At 68.9% G+C, this 15,557-nt stretch carries 13 protein-coding genes and 3 pseudogenes; 8 read left to right on the top strand and 8 right to left on the bottom strand.

Features of this window, described 5'->3' with window-relative positions; all coding sequences use genetic code 11:
* The first annotated feature begins 27 nt into the window (after positions 1-27).
* The gene (locus tag QFZ64_RS31725; protein WP_307070915.1) at positions 28-720 is read left to right on the top strand and encodes a type 1 glutamine amidotransferase domain-containing protein; all 693 of its coding nucleotides are present in this window, start codon (positions 28-30) and stop codon (positions 718-720) included.
* Between the two features lie 357 nt (positions 721-1,077).
* On the opposite strand, the gene QFZ64_RS31720 is transcribed toward QFZ64_RS31725, so the two are convergent.
* Together QFZ64_RS31720 and QFZ64_RS31715 are read right to left on the bottom strand one after the other, a co-directional pair.
* Entirely contained in the window at positions 1,078-2,433 is a 1,356-nt protein-coding gene (locus tag QFZ64_RS31720; RefSeq protein WP_307070914.1) for an adenylosuccinate lyase family protein, read from the bottom strand.
* Positions 2,430-3,923, bottom strand: a complete 1,494-nt coding sequence (locus QFZ64_RS31715; RefSeq protein ID WP_307070913.1) for an NAD-dependent succinate-semialdehyde dehydrogenase — start codon at positions 3,921-3,923, stop codon at positions 2,430-2,432. The genes QFZ64_RS31720 and QFZ64_RS31715 overlap by 4 nt, the downstream gene beginning before the upstream one ends.
* A gap of 353 nt (positions 3,924-4,276) precedes the next feature.
* On the opposite strand from QFZ64_RS31715, the gene QFZ64_RS31710 reads away from it, so the two are divergent.
* Positions 4,277-5,161 (top strand): helix-turn-helix domain-containing protein, encoded by an 885-nt coding sequence (locus QFZ64_RS31710; protein ID WP_307070912.1) that lies wholly within the window; start codon positions 4,277-4,279, stop codon positions 5,159-5,161.
* A gap of 871 nt (positions 5,162-6,032) precedes the next feature.
* Here QFZ64_RS31710 and QFZ64_RS31705 read toward each other — a convergent pair.
* On the bottom strand, positions 6,033-6,464 hold the full coding sequence (locus QFZ64_RS31705) for a peptidase inhibitor family I36 protein (protein WP_307070911.1): 432 nt from the start codon (positions 6,462-6,464) through the stop codon (positions 6,033-6,035).
* 164 nt (positions 6,465-6,628) lie between these two features.
* On the opposite strand from QFZ64_RS31705, the pseudogene QFZ64_RS31700 reads away from it, so the two are divergent.
* Positions 6,629-6,784: pseudogene (locus QFZ64_RS31700) on the top strand (IS701 family transposase); the annotation flags it as partial.
* A gap of 232 nt (positions 6,785-7,016) precedes the next feature.
* Here QFZ64_RS31700 and QFZ64_RS31695 read toward each other — a convergent pair.
* Positions 7,017-7,964: an MBL fold metallo-hydrolase gene (locus QFZ64_RS31695; RefSeq protein WP_307070910.1), complete on the bottom strand. Its 948-nt coding sequence runs from the start codon at positions 7,962-7,964 to the stop codon at positions 7,017-7,019.
* Positions 7,965-8,061: 97 nt separating this feature from the next.
* On the opposite strand from QFZ64_RS31695, the gene QFZ64_RS31690 reads away from it, so the two are divergent.
* Both QFZ64_RS31690 and QFZ64_RS31685 read left to right on the top strand, forming a co-directional pair.
* The gene (locus QFZ64_RS31690; RefSeq protein ID WP_307070909.1) at positions 8,062-8,457 is read left to right on the top strand and encodes a helix-turn-helix domain-containing protein; all 396 of its coding nucleotides are present in this window, start codon (positions 8,062-8,064) and stop codon (positions 8,455-8,457) included.
* Between the two features lie 513 nt (positions 8,458-8,970).
* Positions 8,971-10,206, top strand: coding sequence for an IS701 family transposase (locus QFZ64_RS31685; RefSeq protein WP_307070908.1), 1,236 nt, complete (start codon positions 8,971-8,973; stop codon positions 10,204-10,206).
* 148 nt (positions 10,207-10,354) lie between these two features.
* On the opposite strand, the pseudogene QFZ64_RS31680 reads toward QFZ64_RS31685, so the two are convergent.
* Positions 10,355-10,540: pseudogene (locus tag QFZ64_RS31680) on the bottom strand (IS5/IS1182 family transposase); the annotation flags it as partial.
* A gap of 287 nt (positions 10,541-10,827) precedes the next feature.
* Between QFZ64_RS31680 and QFZ64_RS31675 the strand changes: the two are divergent.
* Both QFZ64_RS31675 and QFZ64_RS31670 read left to right on the top strand, forming a co-directional pair.
* Entirely contained in the window at positions 10,828-11,430 is a 603-nt protein-coding gene (locus tag QFZ64_RS31675; protein WP_307070907.1) for a helix-turn-helix domain-containing protein, read from the top strand.
* A gap of 100 nt (positions 11,431-11,530) precedes the next feature.
* Entirely contained in the window at positions 11,531-12,499 is a 969-nt protein-coding gene (locus tag QFZ64_RS31670) for an alpha/beta hydrolase (RefSeq protein WP_307070906.1), read from the top strand.
* A gap of 244 nt (positions 12,500-12,743) precedes the next feature.
* Here the strand turns inward: QFZ64_RS31670 and QFZ64_RS31665 are convergent, their stop codons facing one another.
* The gene (locus QFZ64_RS31665) at positions 12,744-12,950 is read right to left on the bottom strand and encodes a hypothetical protein (RefSeq protein ID WP_307070905.1); all 207 of its coding nucleotides are present in this window, start codon (positions 12,948-12,950) and stop codon (positions 12,744-12,746) included.
* A gap of 65 nt (positions 12,951-13,015) precedes the next feature.
* Here QFZ64_RS31665 and QFZ64_RS35495 point away from each other — a divergent pair, with 65 nt between their 5' ends.
* Positions 13,016-13,312: a glutamate-cysteine ligase family protein gene (locus tag QFZ64_RS35495; protein ID WP_373430781.1), complete on the top strand. Its 297-nt coding sequence runs from the start codon at positions 13,016-13,018 to the stop codon at positions 13,310-13,312.
* On the opposite strand, the pseudogene QFZ64_RS31660 reads toward QFZ64_RS35495, so the two are convergent.
* A pseudogene (locus QFZ64_RS31660) lies at positions 13,281-14,462 on the bottom strand (IS3 family transposase). The gene QFZ64_RS35495 and the pseudogene QFZ64_RS31660 overlap by 32 nt on opposite strands.
* A 726-nt stretch (positions 14,463-15,188) precedes the next feature.
* On the bottom strand, positions 15,189-15,509 hold the full coding sequence (locus QFZ64_RS31655) for a hypothetical protein (RefSeq protein WP_307070904.1): 321 nt from the start codon (positions 15,507-15,509) through the stop codon (positions 15,189-15,191).
* Positions 15,510-15,557: the final 48 nt, after the last annotated feature.

Genomic DNA, 15,557 nt, shown 5'->3' with positions numbered 1-15,557 from the left:
CCACCGGTTCCACGAGAGGAACGTTCCATGAGCAAGGTATTGATCGTCATGTCGGCTGCCAGTGTCTGGGAGCGCACCGATGGTTCCGCGTATCCGACCGGCTACTGGGCCGAGGAGCTGGCGGCCCCGCACGAGAAGTTCGTCGAGGCCGGCCACACCGTCGACTTCGCCTCCCCGGGCGGCGTGCTCCAGCCGCTCGACCAGCACAGCGCGGACCCGGAGATCGCCGGAGAGGACTGCGCCCGTTACGTGGCGCACGCGGAGAAGGCGCTCCGGGAGTTCGGCCCCCTGCTGAAGCTGGAGGAGGTCGACATCGACGACTACGTGGCGGTCGTCCTCCCTGGCGGCCACGGTCCGGTCGTGGACCTCTATCGGGACACTGACCTCGGCCGCCTGCTGACCGCCGCGAACGCGTCCGGCAAGCTCATCGGCGCCGTCTGCCACGGGCCGGCCGCGCTGCTGAGCGCCGTGGACGAAGAGGGCAACTGGCTGTTCGCGGGCCGGAAGATGGCTGCCTTCACCGACGAGGAGGAGCAGATGTTCGGCACGGCCGAGGGTGCTCCGTGGCTGCTGGCCGCCACACTGCGCGAGAAGGGGGCCGACCACTCCGGCGGTGCGGCCTACCAGCAGTACAACGTCGTCGACGGCAACCTGTTCACCGGCCAGAACCCGGCCTCCAGCGCCCGCATGGCCGAGGACATGATCGCGGCGCTCGACTGAGCCGACCGCGCCCACTCGAGCGAGATCAGTGCGTCGCCGCCCCCGACAGCCCTTACAGAGGGGTCGGGGGCGGCGGCTGCGCATGGGGACCGTGTCCCGTGGTGAGGCGGACGAGCCGCTCGTAGCAGCCTTGTAGCAGCAGAGGGCGACGGTGAGGCCGGGAAAGCCAGGTAGTCGCGGGGATCAGGCTCGTGGCGCGGCTCGAGCGTCGGTAGCCGGACCGTCAGGACATCGCCCTCTCCATGACCCAGCGGCGGCAGCCCGACCGTTCGCTGGACTCGACAGTCTCGGGGCATACGCGGACACGGGTGGGGGCCGCCGGATCGCTCGGCGGCCCCCACCCGTGTTGACGCGTTCCTACTTCCGCACCGGTCCGCGTATGACGGACTCGGCCATGGCACGTGCGCTGCCGAGATAAGCGGACGGGTCGCTCAGCTTCCTGATCCGCTCCTCTCCGAGTCTTTCGACCACGTCCGGGACCTCCAGCAGCTCGTCGACGAGTTCGGTCCGCGACTCCGTCGCCCGAGCGCACGCCTCGTAGACGATCTCGTGGGCGCGCTGACGGCCGAAGTGGGGAGCGATCGCCATCATGACGGCTTCGGCCAGGATGAGCCCCCCGCTCAGCCCGAGGTTGTCGCGCATGCGGGCCTCGTCGACCCGCAGGTTGCCGAGCACGTGCGTGGCCTGCTCCAGGGAGGAGGAGAGGAGGAGAAACGCCTCGGGGACAACGGCCCACTCGACGTGCCAGGGGCCGGTGGCACGCTCGAAGTCCTGGATCGCCGCGTCCAGCATCGCGGAGGACTTGTCCCGCAGGAGCTTCGCGGCGGCGATCACGAGTTCGCTGGAGATGGGATTGCGCTTCTGGGGCATGGTGGAACTCGCCCCGCGGCCCTTCACATAGGGCTCGGCCAGTTCCCCGAACTCGGTCGAGCACATCATGGCGACGTCCGCGGCGATCTTGCCGAGGGAAGCACCTGTCGCCGCCAGGAGTCCGACGATCTCGACGAGGCCGTCCCGGGCGACATGCCAGGTGATCTCGGGGTCCCGCAGGCCGAGTTCCGCGGCGAGCTCCGCGCGGACACGCAGGGCCTCCGGGCCCGGTCCGAGGGAGGCCAGAGTGCCGGCGGCTCCTCCGAACTGGACCATGAGGTCGCGCCGCCGTGCCTCGGACAACCGCTCCGCGTGTCGGTCGAGAGCCGAGAGCCACACCGCGACGCGGTAACCGAAAGTGATGGGCAACGCGTGCTGGAGGTGAGTCCGTCCCGCCATGACCGTGTCGAGGTGCTCGGAAGCGAGCCGCCGCATGGTGTCACGCAGCCGGTCCAGGGAGTCGGCCACCAGCTCCAGCCCCTGGGCGCACTGCAGGACCGTGGCCGTGTCCATGATGTCCTGGGTGGTCGCGCCCCAGTGCAGACAGCCGCCCGCGTCGCCGCACTGCTCGGCGAGTTGCGTCACGACGGGGAGAATCGGATAGCCGACGTTGTCGGTGTCCCGGCGCAGCCGCTCATGATCGAGACGTGTCGGATCGCAGAGCGCGGCGATGGCGTCCGCGGCGTCCTGAGGCACGAACCCGAGACGCGCCTGCACCCGCGCCAGAGCCACTTCCACCTGCGTGATCCGCTTCACGTAGGCGGCATCGCCGAAGACGTCGCGCATCGCGGGAGTACCGAACATGTCCCTGAACAACAGGGAGTCGAAAACCGTACTGCTCATGAGACGGCGCTCACCGAGGACGGGGCCATGTCGATGGCGACGTACTTCTGCTCCAGGTACTCGTCGATGCCGGTGTTGCCGCCCTCGCGGCCCACGCCGGACTGCTTCATGCCGCCGAACGGAGCACTGGGATCGGACACGTATCCGCGGTTCAGGCCCACCATGCCGGATTCGAGCCGCTCACTCATGCGCAGCGCACGGTTCAGGTCTCGCGTGTAGAGGTAGCTGACCAGGCCGAATTCGGTGTCGTTGGCCGCGCGGAGGACTTCCTCCTCCGTACTGAAGGTCTGGACCGCTGCGACCGGCCCGAAAATCTCCTCGCGGGTGATGCGCGCACCCGTGGGGATGTCGGTGAGCACGGTCGGCGGGTAGAAGTAGCCGCGCCCCTCCGGCATCCTGGCTCCCGCCCGCACCTGGGCACCGGCGGCGACCGTCTCGTCCACCAGGTCGGCGAGACGGCGGCGCTGGCGATCGTCGATGAGAGGCCCGAGATCAGTGGCCGGGTCCGTGCCCGCCCCCAGGGTGAGCCTGCTCATGCGGGCGACCAGCCGACGGGTGAACTCCTCGGCGACGTCGGCATGGGCGTACAGCCGGTTGGCGGCGATGCACGCCTCACCGACATTGCGCAGCTTGGCCGTCATCGCGCCCTCGACAGCGGCATCGAGGTCGGCGTCCTCGCAGACGATGAAAGGGGCGTTGCCACCCAGCTCCATCGAGGTGCGCAGCACGGTCTCCGCCGCCTGGGCGAGCAGAAGGCGACCCACGGGGGTGGAGCCGGTGAACGACAGCTTGCGCAGTCTGCCGTCCCGGATCAGGGGCTCGGTCACCGGGGCGGCGTGACTGGTGGGAACGATGTTCAGGACGCCGCTGGGCAGACCTGCCTCGATGAGCACGCCGGCGAGGGCGGCCGTTGTGAGGGGGGTCTGCTGTGCCGGCTTGACGACCATGGTGCAGCCGGCCGCCACGGCCGGTCCGATCTTGCGGGCGGGCATCGCCAGCGGCGCGTTCCATGGCGTGATCAGGAGGCAGGGGCCCACCGGCTGGCGGGTGACAAGAACACGGGCGGTACCGTCCTCACTGACTTTCCAGGTGCCGTCGATCCGAACGGCCTCCTCCGCGAACCAGCGCAGGTAGTTCGCACCGTAGTGGACCTCCGCGCGGGACTCGGCCAGGGACTTGCCCATCTCGAGCGTGATCAGCAGCGCGAACTCCTCGATGCGTTCGAGCAGCAGATCGTGCGCGCGGCGCAGGATCTCGCCGCGGCGCCGCGGCGGGACCGCCGCCCAGCCGGGCTGTGCGGCGCTCGCGGCGTCGAGAGCGGCCGACGCGTCCTTCGGAGTGGCGTCGGCGACCTCGCACAGGTGCTCGCCGGTGGCGGGATTCACCACAGGGAACGTCGCGCCTCCCGCACCGGGCCGCCACTTGCCGTCGATGAGCACCCCCTTCTCGACCTGGTCGATGACGTCGTACTGGGGCTGGGCTGTGTCCACGAGATGTCCTACTTCCTGGCAGGTGGTGGGCCGCTGAGGTGAAATGCGCGTGCGGCCCGCCCCCGGGAGGGCCGCACGGGGAGTCGCCTGCGGCTGTTCCGCAGAGGTGTGCTGTCGCTCGCCGGGATCAGGCGGCGTCGGGGTGGTCGGTGGTGGGGGCGGTGGCGTCGCCGAGGGCGGCCAGGAGCCGCTCGGAGGAGCGGGTGGCCGCCGCGACGCCGGACATGTCCTCCAGACTGGACCTCCGTGGGCCCTCGTGGGGACGTGTGCGGGGCCCTGCAAGACCGCGTGCCGAGGAACCTAGGACGCACAGGGCCAGTCATCCGCGTGCACCGTCATCGACACTGGGAAGCGTGAGTCCTAACAACCGTGAATTGGCCGACTTCCTGCGACGGGCCCGTGGGCTGGTCGATCCCGCCCGGGCCGGGCTTCCTCCGGACAGCCGTACCCGCAGGGTGCCGGGCCTGCGCCGGGAGGAGGTCGCGCTCCTGGCCGGAGTGTCCACCGACTACTACGCCCGCCTCGAGCAGGGGCGGCCCATCAACCCCTCGCCCGCCGTGGTCGACGCCCTCGCACGAGCCCTCGGCCTCGACGCCGCCGGCAAGGCCCACTTCCAGGACCTCATCGGCACGACCGCCACACCGACCCGCCGTCGGCGCCCCGCCGGCGTGCAACGCGTGCGGCCCGGCCTCTACCAGCTCATCGACACCCTCGACGGTGAACCCGCCCTCGTCCTGGGCCGCCGTACCGACATCCTCGCGGCCAACCGGATGGCCCGCGCCCTGTTCACGGACTTCGAGCAACTCCCGCGCCCCGAACGCAACTACGCCCGCTGGATGTTCCTCGACGACCACACACGCTCCCTGTTCCTCGACTGGGAGGACCAGGCACGCGCCGCGGTCGAGAGCCTACGGCTCGAAGTCGGCCGCAACCCCGACGACCAGGCCACCCAAGCGCTGATCGACGAACTGCGCGGCAAGAACGCCGACTTCGACCAATGGTGGGAACAGCACCGCGTCCACCAACGCACCCACGGCTCGAAACGCCTGCGTCACCCCCTCGTCGGCGAACTCACCGTCGAATACGAAACCCTCACCCTCCCCGGAGACCCCGACACCACCCTCTTCCTCTACACCGCCGAACCCGGCTCACACTCCAAGGAGGCCCTCGACCTGTTGGCCAGCTGGGCGCTCACCGGCTCCGCCGACCACCACTCGAGCCCCGACGCGGCCAACTGACCACCTCGCCGACGGGTCGTCGGGACGGTGGCCCGGGCCTCTCCCGGACTCAGGGGGATACGCAGGCTCACGCGCCCGGCCGATCAGGAACTGCCGGGCGCCCGTGGTCCGCGTAGGGCACGAGGTGGAGGTGGGCGGGAGCGCCCGCCGTAGTGGCCGGACTCGGAGACGTTGAGCACTCTCGTCGCCGTCTGCACGGACATGCCTTCGCGTGCCGTCACCACGACGGCCTCGCAGCGTCTATCGGGGGCACCACCTTGCCTATGGGCTCGGCTGCCCGGCGGTGGACGGCCGGTTCCGCCTCCGGTTCGGCGGTCTGTCGTCGGGCCACCACCGGCCCGGCCGGTCAACTGCGGGGCGCGAGAGCCTCCTTGAGTGCGGAGCATCCCGCCGATCCGCTGCAATCCGCTGAAAGGGGCCCTCACCCTTCTTGCCCGGCAGCATGTCGGGGCGTACGGCACAGAGGCACAGATCCATATCAGTCAGGCAGCGGCACACCTCGCCGGGGACGAGGCTCCCGGACGGGCCCAAGTGGGGACGGAAGCGGTTGCGGAGGCCACACTGCGGACCGGCGCGGGCGCCTCTGTCCGGTCACCGTAGCCCGCGGAATCCTGCGCGAGCCGGACACCACCACAGGCGGCCCGGGGAGGACGTCCTGGGCCGCCTGTAGTGGTGTCCGGCTGCACTGAGGTGTCGGTCCGCGCTGTGACGAAGCCTGGCCGGAAAACCGCTGCCGGCCAGGCTTCGTCACGCTGCGCGCCCACTCAGTTCTGCCCCCGCCGGGTCCGCCCCACAGGAAAAGCCCCGACCCGGGATGAGGCGTGTTCGTGGCTTCGAGGATGACATCCCCCGAAGGGCGGGGCTCGTGGCCTCAGCAGGCAGAGCCGGGAGGAGGCTGGGACCCGCTGCCAAGAGGCGCCCAGGATGAGATGACGTCGTTCATGCTCGAGGCGCCCACGTAAGTGCCGGCGAGGTTGACGAGCGCGCTGCCGGGCGGCACTGCGACACCACGCCCTGCGAAGTTGTTGTGCTCATAGAAGCAGATCGTCTGGCCGCTGTTGTTGCGGATGGACGAAATGGAGTCCTGCAGACCGGGGTTGAGCTGCTTGAGGGCATCGCCGACGTAGCCCGGGACGTTCGACGTACAGTTCTGCTCGTAGGCGTCTTTGCAGACCGTGATCCCGGTGGCTGCTGCTTCTGCGGTGGCTGCGGATGCCATGCCGACAAGGCCGCCCAGAACGCCGGTCGTCAGTGCGAGACTCGCGGCTGCGCCGGCGAGTCCCCTCTTGTGAATGGTCGTCAAACGAACTCCTTGAGGTCGGCCCGTGCAGCTGTGCGGCCGTCTGCCGAGCGTTGTCCGAGTGTCTGTGCCGAGGCCTTCGCGGTTGACCTCTGGCCGGTGTTGGGCGCCGTCGACCTGTTGACCAGGCGGGGTCTTCATGTGTGACAGGTGCACCGCGACATCGCTGCTTCCAGGCCGCCGAGCAGGAATGCGGCCCGGACGACCACGAGGTCCGCCGCTGCCCCGGCCGGCACCGCCACATGACCCTGGCCATGGCCGCCCACGCCTGCCTGTCTGTCCTGCGAGCCCGACATCTGAATGCGGACGAAGCAGAAACGGATGCGGAGTGGGTGCTCGTGCGGCTGTTGCTGCCGGCGCCGGGCCGACTGCGGGGCAGGGGTGGGCAGCCGGAGGCGTACCCCAGTCCCTGGTCGAACTGGCCCAGATGTGGGACGGCGGGCTGCTCGCCTCCGTCGCCGGCCTGCGCTTCGACGTCCCCGTCAAGAGCATCGACACCGGCCTCCCGGCCCAGGTACTACCGCTACAAACGGGGCGTGACCTCGCTCGACGCCGTCAATGACCGCGTCGCGGGGTTCGGCCGAGGACCTGAGCGGGCGCCAGCAGGGCAGGCGCATCGGGCACCATACGGAATCGGCTGTCGTGCCGCTGGACGCGGCCACCGGTGGGATGCGCGAAGTGGGTGCCCAGAAGCAGGTCGTCCGTACCGGCCAGCTCCGCGAGCAGACGGTGGCGGGTGTTCTGTGCCTCGGCGGGATTGACGTCGCCGACGGTGCTGATCTCGGGGTGGGCCAGTTGTACGGGATGATGCACGCTGTCGCCGCTGATCAGCGCGCTGCGGTCGGTGCCTGTCAGTCGAACCGACAGGTGGCCGGGAGTGTGGCCGCGTGTCGGCACCAGACGGACGCCGTCGGCCACCTCGATGCCTGACGCGGGAACGTCGAGGAGGTCGTACAGGCCGTTGTCGCGGACGGGCCTCAGCGAGTCCCGGTGCGTTTGGGCTACTTCTTCGTCGGTCTCGGCGGCGGCGGTCCAGTAGTCCCATTCCCCGCGGTCGGCCAGATAGCGGGCGTTGGGGAAAGTCGGTGTCCAGCGGCCGTCGACCAGGTGAGTGTTCCAGCCGACGTGGTCGACGTGCATGTGTGTGGTGATCACCAGGTCGACGGTGTCCGGGGCGAAGCCCGCGGCAGTCAGGGCGTGGAGCACGGGGGTCCGCAGGTGATCGGCGTCCGGTATCTGCCGGGGCTTGTCGTTTCCGATGCCCGTGTCGACCAGGATGCGTTTGCCGTGCGCCTCGAACGCGAAGACGTGGACGTGCATCGCGAAGGCCGTGCCGTCGGTGAAGTCGGGCCGCAGCCAGGGCTCCTGCAAATGTTCCGGTGTGGCGCCGGGCAGCAGCCATTGGCTGGTCTCAGGTGACATGTCGATCTCGTCGACCCTGTGCACAACGATGCCTCCGAGGTCCCAGCCCAAGAAGGCCGGGGACACGCGACTTGCAAGCATGACCGATCCGTTCGCCTGTTGTGTTCCCGCTCTTGAGATCGACCCTAGGGCTCTCAGTAACCTTTCGTAAGTACGTACTTTTTTGTAACCTCGTGTCATGGTGGTTAGTGAGCAGACCGAAGAAATTTTCGCCCGCCTTCCGGCAGACTCGTTCGACAAGGACTGCCCGACGCGTCCGGTGATGGCCCAGGTGACCAGTCGGTGGGGCGCGTTGATCCTTGCCGCGCTCACTCAGGGACCGATGCGCTTCTCTCGCCTTCAGCAGCACATCGGCGGCATCAGCCAGAAGATGCTGTCGCAGTACCTGAAGTCGACCGTGCGGTACGGGCTGGTGGAGCGACAGGTGGAGCCAACGGTTCCGCCACAGGTCACCTACAGCCTGACGCCACTCGGGGAAAGCCTGGCGCGACAACTCTGCTCATTGCTGAGCTGGCTCAGCACCAACACCCCGGAACTGGAGGCCGCCAGGGAACGCTACGACGCGGCTGAGTAGCTGCTCCCGCCCCGATCTCGGGGCTTGATGACCGACCGGGAGTCCCCGATCGGGTGGTCGTCGAGTGCTCGGCGCATGTGGACACACGCGGGGCAGGGCCGCCCGCCGGGCCCCATCGCCTCACCTCTGCCCGGGTGCGACGGGGGTTCCGCAACATCCGCCCGACCACCGCTCGCCCAGCGACGGCACCGAGACCGTCCAAGCCGGGCCCGGGGCGGCCTCCCGACTCGAGGAACAAGCAGCGGGCCACACGTCACGCCTCGGAAAGACGGCCGAACGCGCCGAGTCGATCAGGGAACACCAAGCCCGGCGAGGATGTGTTCCCAGCCGAGACGCCGTCTGCTTGCCCGACCAGCGCCGCGGCACCCTGCGTTCGCGATCGGACAGCTCCAGCCGCGACGGCTTCGGACCAGGCGTCAGCCCACCCTGCGACCGCACGCGAACTTGCCTCAGGACCCTAGTAGTGCTTCGTTACGTGGAGTGATCTCGGCTGATCGTGGGCAGCTTCCTGGAGTGAGGTTGGGGGAGGTGGAACGGCTCCGGGGCGAGTTGGCGGAGTTCGTTGCCGATGTGTTCGGGTCGTTTCCGCGGCGGGATCAGCGGCGGTGGGGCGAGTGCTATCTGCGAGGCTTGATGCTCGACGGCCGGCGCAAGTCCATCCAGCCGATGGCCGAGCGTCTGCCGGACGGGAACATGCAGGCCCTGCAGCAGTTCGTGAACCAGTCGCCGTGGGATCCGTTACCGGTCAGGCGGCGGATCGCCGAGTGGTTGTGCGAGGCCATCCGCCCTGAGGTGTGGGTGATCGACGACGTGTCGTTCCCCAAGTGCGGCAAGGCGTCGGTCGGGGTGGCCCGCCAGTACTGCGGGGCGGTCGGCAAGCGGGCGAACTGCCAGGTCGCGGTCAGTGTCCATGCCGCCACCGACACCGCCTCGTGCCCGTTGGAGTGGCAGTTGTATCTGCCGCGTGAGTGGACGGACGAGCCGGACCGGTGCCGCAGGGCAGGAGTCCCCGACGAGGTGGTGCACCGGGAGAAGTGGCGCCTGGCGCTCGGCCTGCTGGACACGCTCGCCCAGTGGCGGCTGAAGGCTCCGGTCGTGGTCGCCGACGCCGGCTACGGCGTCAGCACCCTGTTCCGGCTCGGCCTCCAGACGCGAGGGCTGTCCTATGTCCTGGCCCTGAACGGGAAGGAAGTCGCCCACCCCGAGGATGCCGAGCCGCACCAGCCTGCTTATGGCGGGCTCGGACCACCCACCCTTCCCCGTTACCGCACCCCACCACAAGCCGTCTGCGTCCTCGCCGCACAGGCGGGTGCGGAGCGGTTCACCGAGGTGACCTGGAGGCAGGGCAGCAAAGACGCGATGACCTCACGGTTCGCGGTCCTGACAGTACGGCCCGCGGGCAAGCAGTCCCTGGCCGCGGCTCAGGAGGCCGGCGGCGGCCGCAACCGGTGGGACGGCGTCCTGCCCGTCCAGACGCTCCTCATCGAATGGCCGGACGGCCAGGACACCCCGACGGACTACTGGATATCGAACCTGCCCGCCGGCACACCGGTCACCGACCTGGTGCGGTGGGCGAAGATGCGCCGGCGGATCGAGCACGACTACCGCGAGCTCAAGCACGGCCTCGGACCGGACCACTTCGAGGGCCGCACCTGGCGCGGCTGGCACCACCACGTCACCCTCGTCACCGCCGCCCAGGCCTTCCTCACCCTCCGGCGGCACGACCCAAAAGTCCGCACACCGGCCTGACCCTCTACCAAGTCCTCGACGTTCTTCAGGACCTGCTGAGGTGCTGGACCGGTACCTGCACCACCTGCGGACGACCCCTGCCCAGCCCACGAACCCGCCGCAGACAGCCCAGAACCTAACGAAGCACTACTAGGCCCTGTCGTTTGGATCACCGGGCGGACCAGAGGAAGATGCCCGCGATGTGGAGTCCGGCCAGGTAGATGGTGGCGGTCTTCTCGTAGCGGGTGGCGATGCCCCGCCACTGTTTCAGGCGGTTGATGCACCGCTCGACGGTGTTGCGCTGCTTGTAGGTCTCGCGGTCGAAGGCCGGCGGCCTGCCGCCGCGGCCGCCCCGTTCGTGCCACAACGGGCCGATCCGCTACGAGTTCGGCGATGACCTCTGAGCTCAGCCTGGTGGTCTGCTGACTGCGAATGACTGCTCACGTGTTCGGTTCCCCACCACGCAGACCATGATCGACGATCACGGTCTCGACGTGCCACCGCCGACCATGCACGAGCTCGTCAGGAGTTGGTGGCTGGTCTACCGGCGGTAGAACTCATGGTGCGCCGATTGGCCAACCGAAGCCCTCAGTCGCACCCGGTGGTGGCCGGGGCCGGCAGGTGGACTGGCAGGATGTGTGTATGGATCCCGGTGTGCTGAAGGCGGTACTGCAGGCGGTCGGTCCGCGGCTGCGGGCATTGCGCCGGCAGGGGCGCGCGACGTTGGATGACATCAGCGAGCGCAGCGGAATTTCCTCGAGCACGTTGTCACGACTGGAATCCGGGCAGCGCAAGTTCACCCTTGATCTACTGCTGCCGCTCGCGGTCGTTCACGGCTTGCCGCTGGACGAGCTCGTGGGAGCGCCGCCGACCGGTGACCCGCGACTCCATCTGCGGCCTGTCGCGGTGCCCGGGCAGGGACAGACGGTTCTTCCGCTGGTCCGCCATTCCGGTGGCCCACATGTTCACAAGCACGTGCTGCCGGTAAGAGCGACGACCGCCACGAGGCAGAGCCTGCACGCCCATGCGGGGTACAGCTGGGTCTATGTCATGCGCGGACGACTGAGCATTACCGCCGGCTCACGGCGGGTGGTCCTGGTGGCCGGGGAGGCCACGGAGTTCGACACACGTCTGCCCCACTCGTTGAGTAATGCGGACGAACAACCTGTCGAGTTCCTGAGTGTCTTCGGGGCCCAAGGCGAGCGGATGCGGATAGTGACATCTTGGGTGGAATGTTCGGAATGACGCGTATCTCTTGCCGGGTTGGCAAGAGAACGAGACCATGCCTCGGGCCGTCTCGCATGATCGCTTGGTCCCGCACGCCGTCCCGCACTCGGGAGCAGCCATGTCGCTCATGCCACCGCCCATCGATCCGGAACTCGCCGCAGCCGTTGACCTCGACTCACTGCGCATCACGCTCACTCATGAGGTGATCGGCGAACTTCGCGAAGTGTCGGCACCCATGCCGACACTGGACCAACTGCGCCGCGGCGGCGCCTTCACCGTGGAGGAACGGATCGCCCATTCAGGCAGTGGTGGCTCCGCCGGAGTTCCACTGTTGCTGTGCCGACCCATCGGGGTCACGGGGCGGCCGCCCGTCCTGTATTACCTGCACGGGGGCGGCATGGTCATGGGACATGCACGGCAGCACCTGGACTACGTCCTGCGGTGGGCGGAGGAGTTGCGGGCGGCCGTCGTATCGGTCGAGTACCGCCTGGCTCCGGAACACCCTTATCCCGCAGCCCTCGACGACGCCGCGGCAGGCATGGCGTGGGTCGCCGCACATGCCCAGGAAGCGGCAGTCGATCCGGAACGTGTTCTCCTGGTGGGTTTCAGCGGGGGCGGAGCCGTGGCCGCCGGACTGGCTCTGCGTCTGCGGGACGAAAACCAGTATCGGCCTGTGGGGCAGATGCTGGTCTGCCCGATGCTCGACGACCGCAATGACACCCTCTCCGCCTTCCAGCTCGCGGGTTCCGGTGGCTGGAACCGCGCGACCAACGAGGCCGCCTGGAGACATGTGCTCGGTCCACGCCGAGGGGCGCCGGACGTGCCTGTATACGCCGCGCCTGCCCGCGCCGAGGATCTGTCCGGGCTTCCGCCTACGTATCTCGAGGCCGGTTCTGCCGAGACGTTCCGGGACGAGGTGGTTGCCTACGCCTCTAGGATCTGGGCGGCGGGCGGTAACGCTGAACTGCATGTGTTCCCCGGCGGGTTCCACGGTTTCGACTTCCTCGCGCCGGAAGCGCTGCTGTCCCGTGACGCCCGGGACGCTCGTCTGAAATGGTTGCACCGGACACTGCCGGTTCAACCCTGAGGGCTGTCCGTAATCCCCGGTGGATCAGCGCGCGGCGTCAGATGCGGTGCATCGCAAGGCGGAGGGGCGTCCGCACACTGGATGTATGCGGACGTCCCGACAACGCGGCGAGGTGCCGTAGCTGTCGTCGCACGCCCGCCGGGGATCACGGGACAGCCCTTAGATGTCGGCCCAGGCGGCCAGCCTGTCCGTCGCGTACACACACGGGCACGCTCCCTGGGGAACAACCCCGCAACGGGCGGGATCAGCTCTGGCGCCAGGTGCGGAGTCTCTCGGCGATGCCGTAGGAGTCCAGGTGGAGCCTTCGGATGTCGTGGATCAGATCCCGCCACAGCTCGAACTTCGTGTCGACGCGTTCTCCGGAAGCTTCCAGATAGGCGATGGCCACACCGTACCCATAGAACTCGTTGCGGGCGGGGAGCGGGCGCAACAGCACGCATTCCTCAAGCATGAACGCAGCGCGATCGACCGGACAAGCCCGAACGCACCGCCCCAAGCCCAGCCGCTGCCGGCCACCTGGACGACGAGCAGAGGGCGTGCGCGTGCCATATGCACGTCGGCGTGGCCGACCCATGTAAAGCGATCAAAGCAACCACCTGCGTCCGGGCTGGCGACGCTGCGCTGGCGGCAAAGTGCACGTACTGGGAGGGCCGTGACACCGGCTACGCCAGTGGGCGCACCTTCACCTGGAGGCGACAGCAGGTGGCCGGGCCACCGCCCTACTACGACTACCCCGCTATTTCGAAGACGGGACTGCTGCAGGGTTGGGTGAGAGCGGGGTTTATGCAGCCAGGGCTGCGGCTGGGGTCATGATGGGCTCGTACTCGATGGGGGTCAATCGGGCCAGGCGTCTCCGACGCCGGCGTCGGTGGTAGGTGCGCTCGATCCAGGTGACGATCGCGATCCGCAGCTCCTGGCGGGTGGCCCCAGGTACGGCGGTCGAGGACGTTCTTCTGCAGCAGCGCGAAGAAGCTCTCCATGGCCGCGTTGTCGCCGGCCGCACCGACCCGGCCCATGGAGCCGAACAGGTCGTGACGTGCGAGAACGGACACGAATTTCCGTGAGCGGAACTGCGACCCGCAGTCGGAATGAACTGTGCATCCGGCGACCTGGCCGCGACGGGCCACTGCGGATTCAAGGGCTTTCACCGCGAGGCTGGACTTCATCCGGGCCTCGATGGAATAGCCCACGATGCGGCTGGAGTACACGTCCTTGACGGCACACAGGTACAGCTTGCCCTCCCCGGTGGCGTGCTCGGTGATGTCCGTCAGCCACAGCCGGTTCGGCCCGGCTGCGGTGAAGTCCCGCCGCACCAGATCATCATGGACCGGCGGCCCGGCCTTGGCGTTCTTCCCATGGCCTCTGCGCTTGCCGAACGCGCTCCACCAGCGGTTGTCCCGGCAGGTCCGCCAGGCGGTCCGCTCGGCCATCGGCTCACCGGCGGCCCGGGCCTCGTCGAGGAGGAAGCGGTGGTCGAACCCGGGATCGTCGCGGTGCGCGTCGAACAGGGCGTTGGCCCGGTATGCCTCGGCGAGCTCGGAACCGGTGACCGGTGAGGCCAGCCACCGGTAGTAGGGCTGGCGGGCCAGCCTGAGTACCCGGCACGTCACTGCCACCGGCACCCGGTGAGGGGCAGCGGTGGCGGCCAGCTCGCGGACGAGCGGGTACATCATTCTGACGGCAGGTTTGCCTGCGACAGACACACCGCGGCTCTCCGCAGCACCTCGTTCTCCTGCTCCAGCAGCCGGATGCGCTTGCCGGCCTCGCGCAGCTCGGCCGACTCATCCGACGCCGTCGCGGACCTGGCGCCTTCATCGGTGTCGGCGCGGCGCAGCCACTTCGACAGCGTGATCGGGTGGACGCCGAAGTCGGCGGCGATCTGTTCCAGCGTGACGCCGGGCTCACGGTTGCGCGCGACCCGCACGACGTCCTCGCGAAACTCCTTCGGATACGGCCTGGGCACTGCAACATTAGGAGCCTGGGGCCGCGCCGCCAAGGCGGGCCACGGAGACAGGCAGGTGCAGGCCTGCGGCGCCGCAGGCCTGCGGCGGGGGTGGGTCATGAGGGCTCCGGTGCGGCCGGGGGGGCGGGCGCGGCGACCGTCGGGGGCGCGGCCGATCTGGCGAGCGACGCTCTGGATCTCGCTGCTGCCGTAGGCGGTGCGGATACCGGAGGGTGACATGCCGCCGGCCTGGGCGAGGGGTTCGAGCTTGTAGGGGCGGTCTGCGTGGAACTCCCGTCCGTAGGCGAGGAGGTGGCGGATCTCGCGGTCGGCGGCCTCGCGGGTGGCGCGGGCGTTGCCGAGGGCGATGAGCAGGGGGTCCTCGTGGTGGACGTCGTGCTGTGCTTCCACGGCGAACGCGTAGTCGGCGCGGGCTTGTTCGGCCTCTGCGAGAGCGTCGGGACAGAGCTCCTGCGGTGTGACGTCACCGGGCTGCGGCAGGGGAATGCGGATGGCTGCAAGGTCACCGATCAAATCCATGTTTACGGCAATCGCAAAAAACTGTGGCAAGCGCAATACTGTTGCGGGGTCAGAGAGCCACCCGTGAGAGAAGCGGCGCGGATCGGGGCCGGGCGTCCCTTATGGACCGCATGCACGCCTTCGTCTCGCTACGGTGTTCAGCGCCCCTGCTCGCCGCAGCGGCTATTGCGAGCGGCGCCGTCGAACAAGGCGGCGACGCCAACGCCGTCAGGACTCCGGGGCGGCGGCGTGCTGCCGGTCGGTCTCGGCCACCATCGTCACGATGGTGGCCTCCAGACGCTGAACCGACCGGAGCAGGAGCCTGGGGCCGCGCCGCCAGCCTCTGGAGCCGAAGGCCGCCCACACCAGGTCGGTGAGCTCAGTCAGCAGCTCGGCCTTCCGGTCCTCGCCACGCTCGGAGATCGCCACCGCGCGGGCATGCGCCACGTACGTCCCGATCGTCTCGCGCAGGACCGCCGCGGGCCAGGTCGGCGCGTAGGTCTCGACATTGTCGACCATCCACCGGGTCGCCTCGTCGAGCTGCTTCATCCACCGGGTCCGCTCTCCTCGGACACGGGCACGCATCTCCCTCCGTCC

The sequence above is a fragment of the Streptomyces sp. B3I8 genome, from assembly GCF_030816915.1.
GTDB lineage: Bacteria > Actinomycetota > Actinomycetes > Streptomycetales > Streptomycetaceae > Streptomyces.
This window is presented reverse-complemented; position numbering and strand designations above follow the sequence as displayed.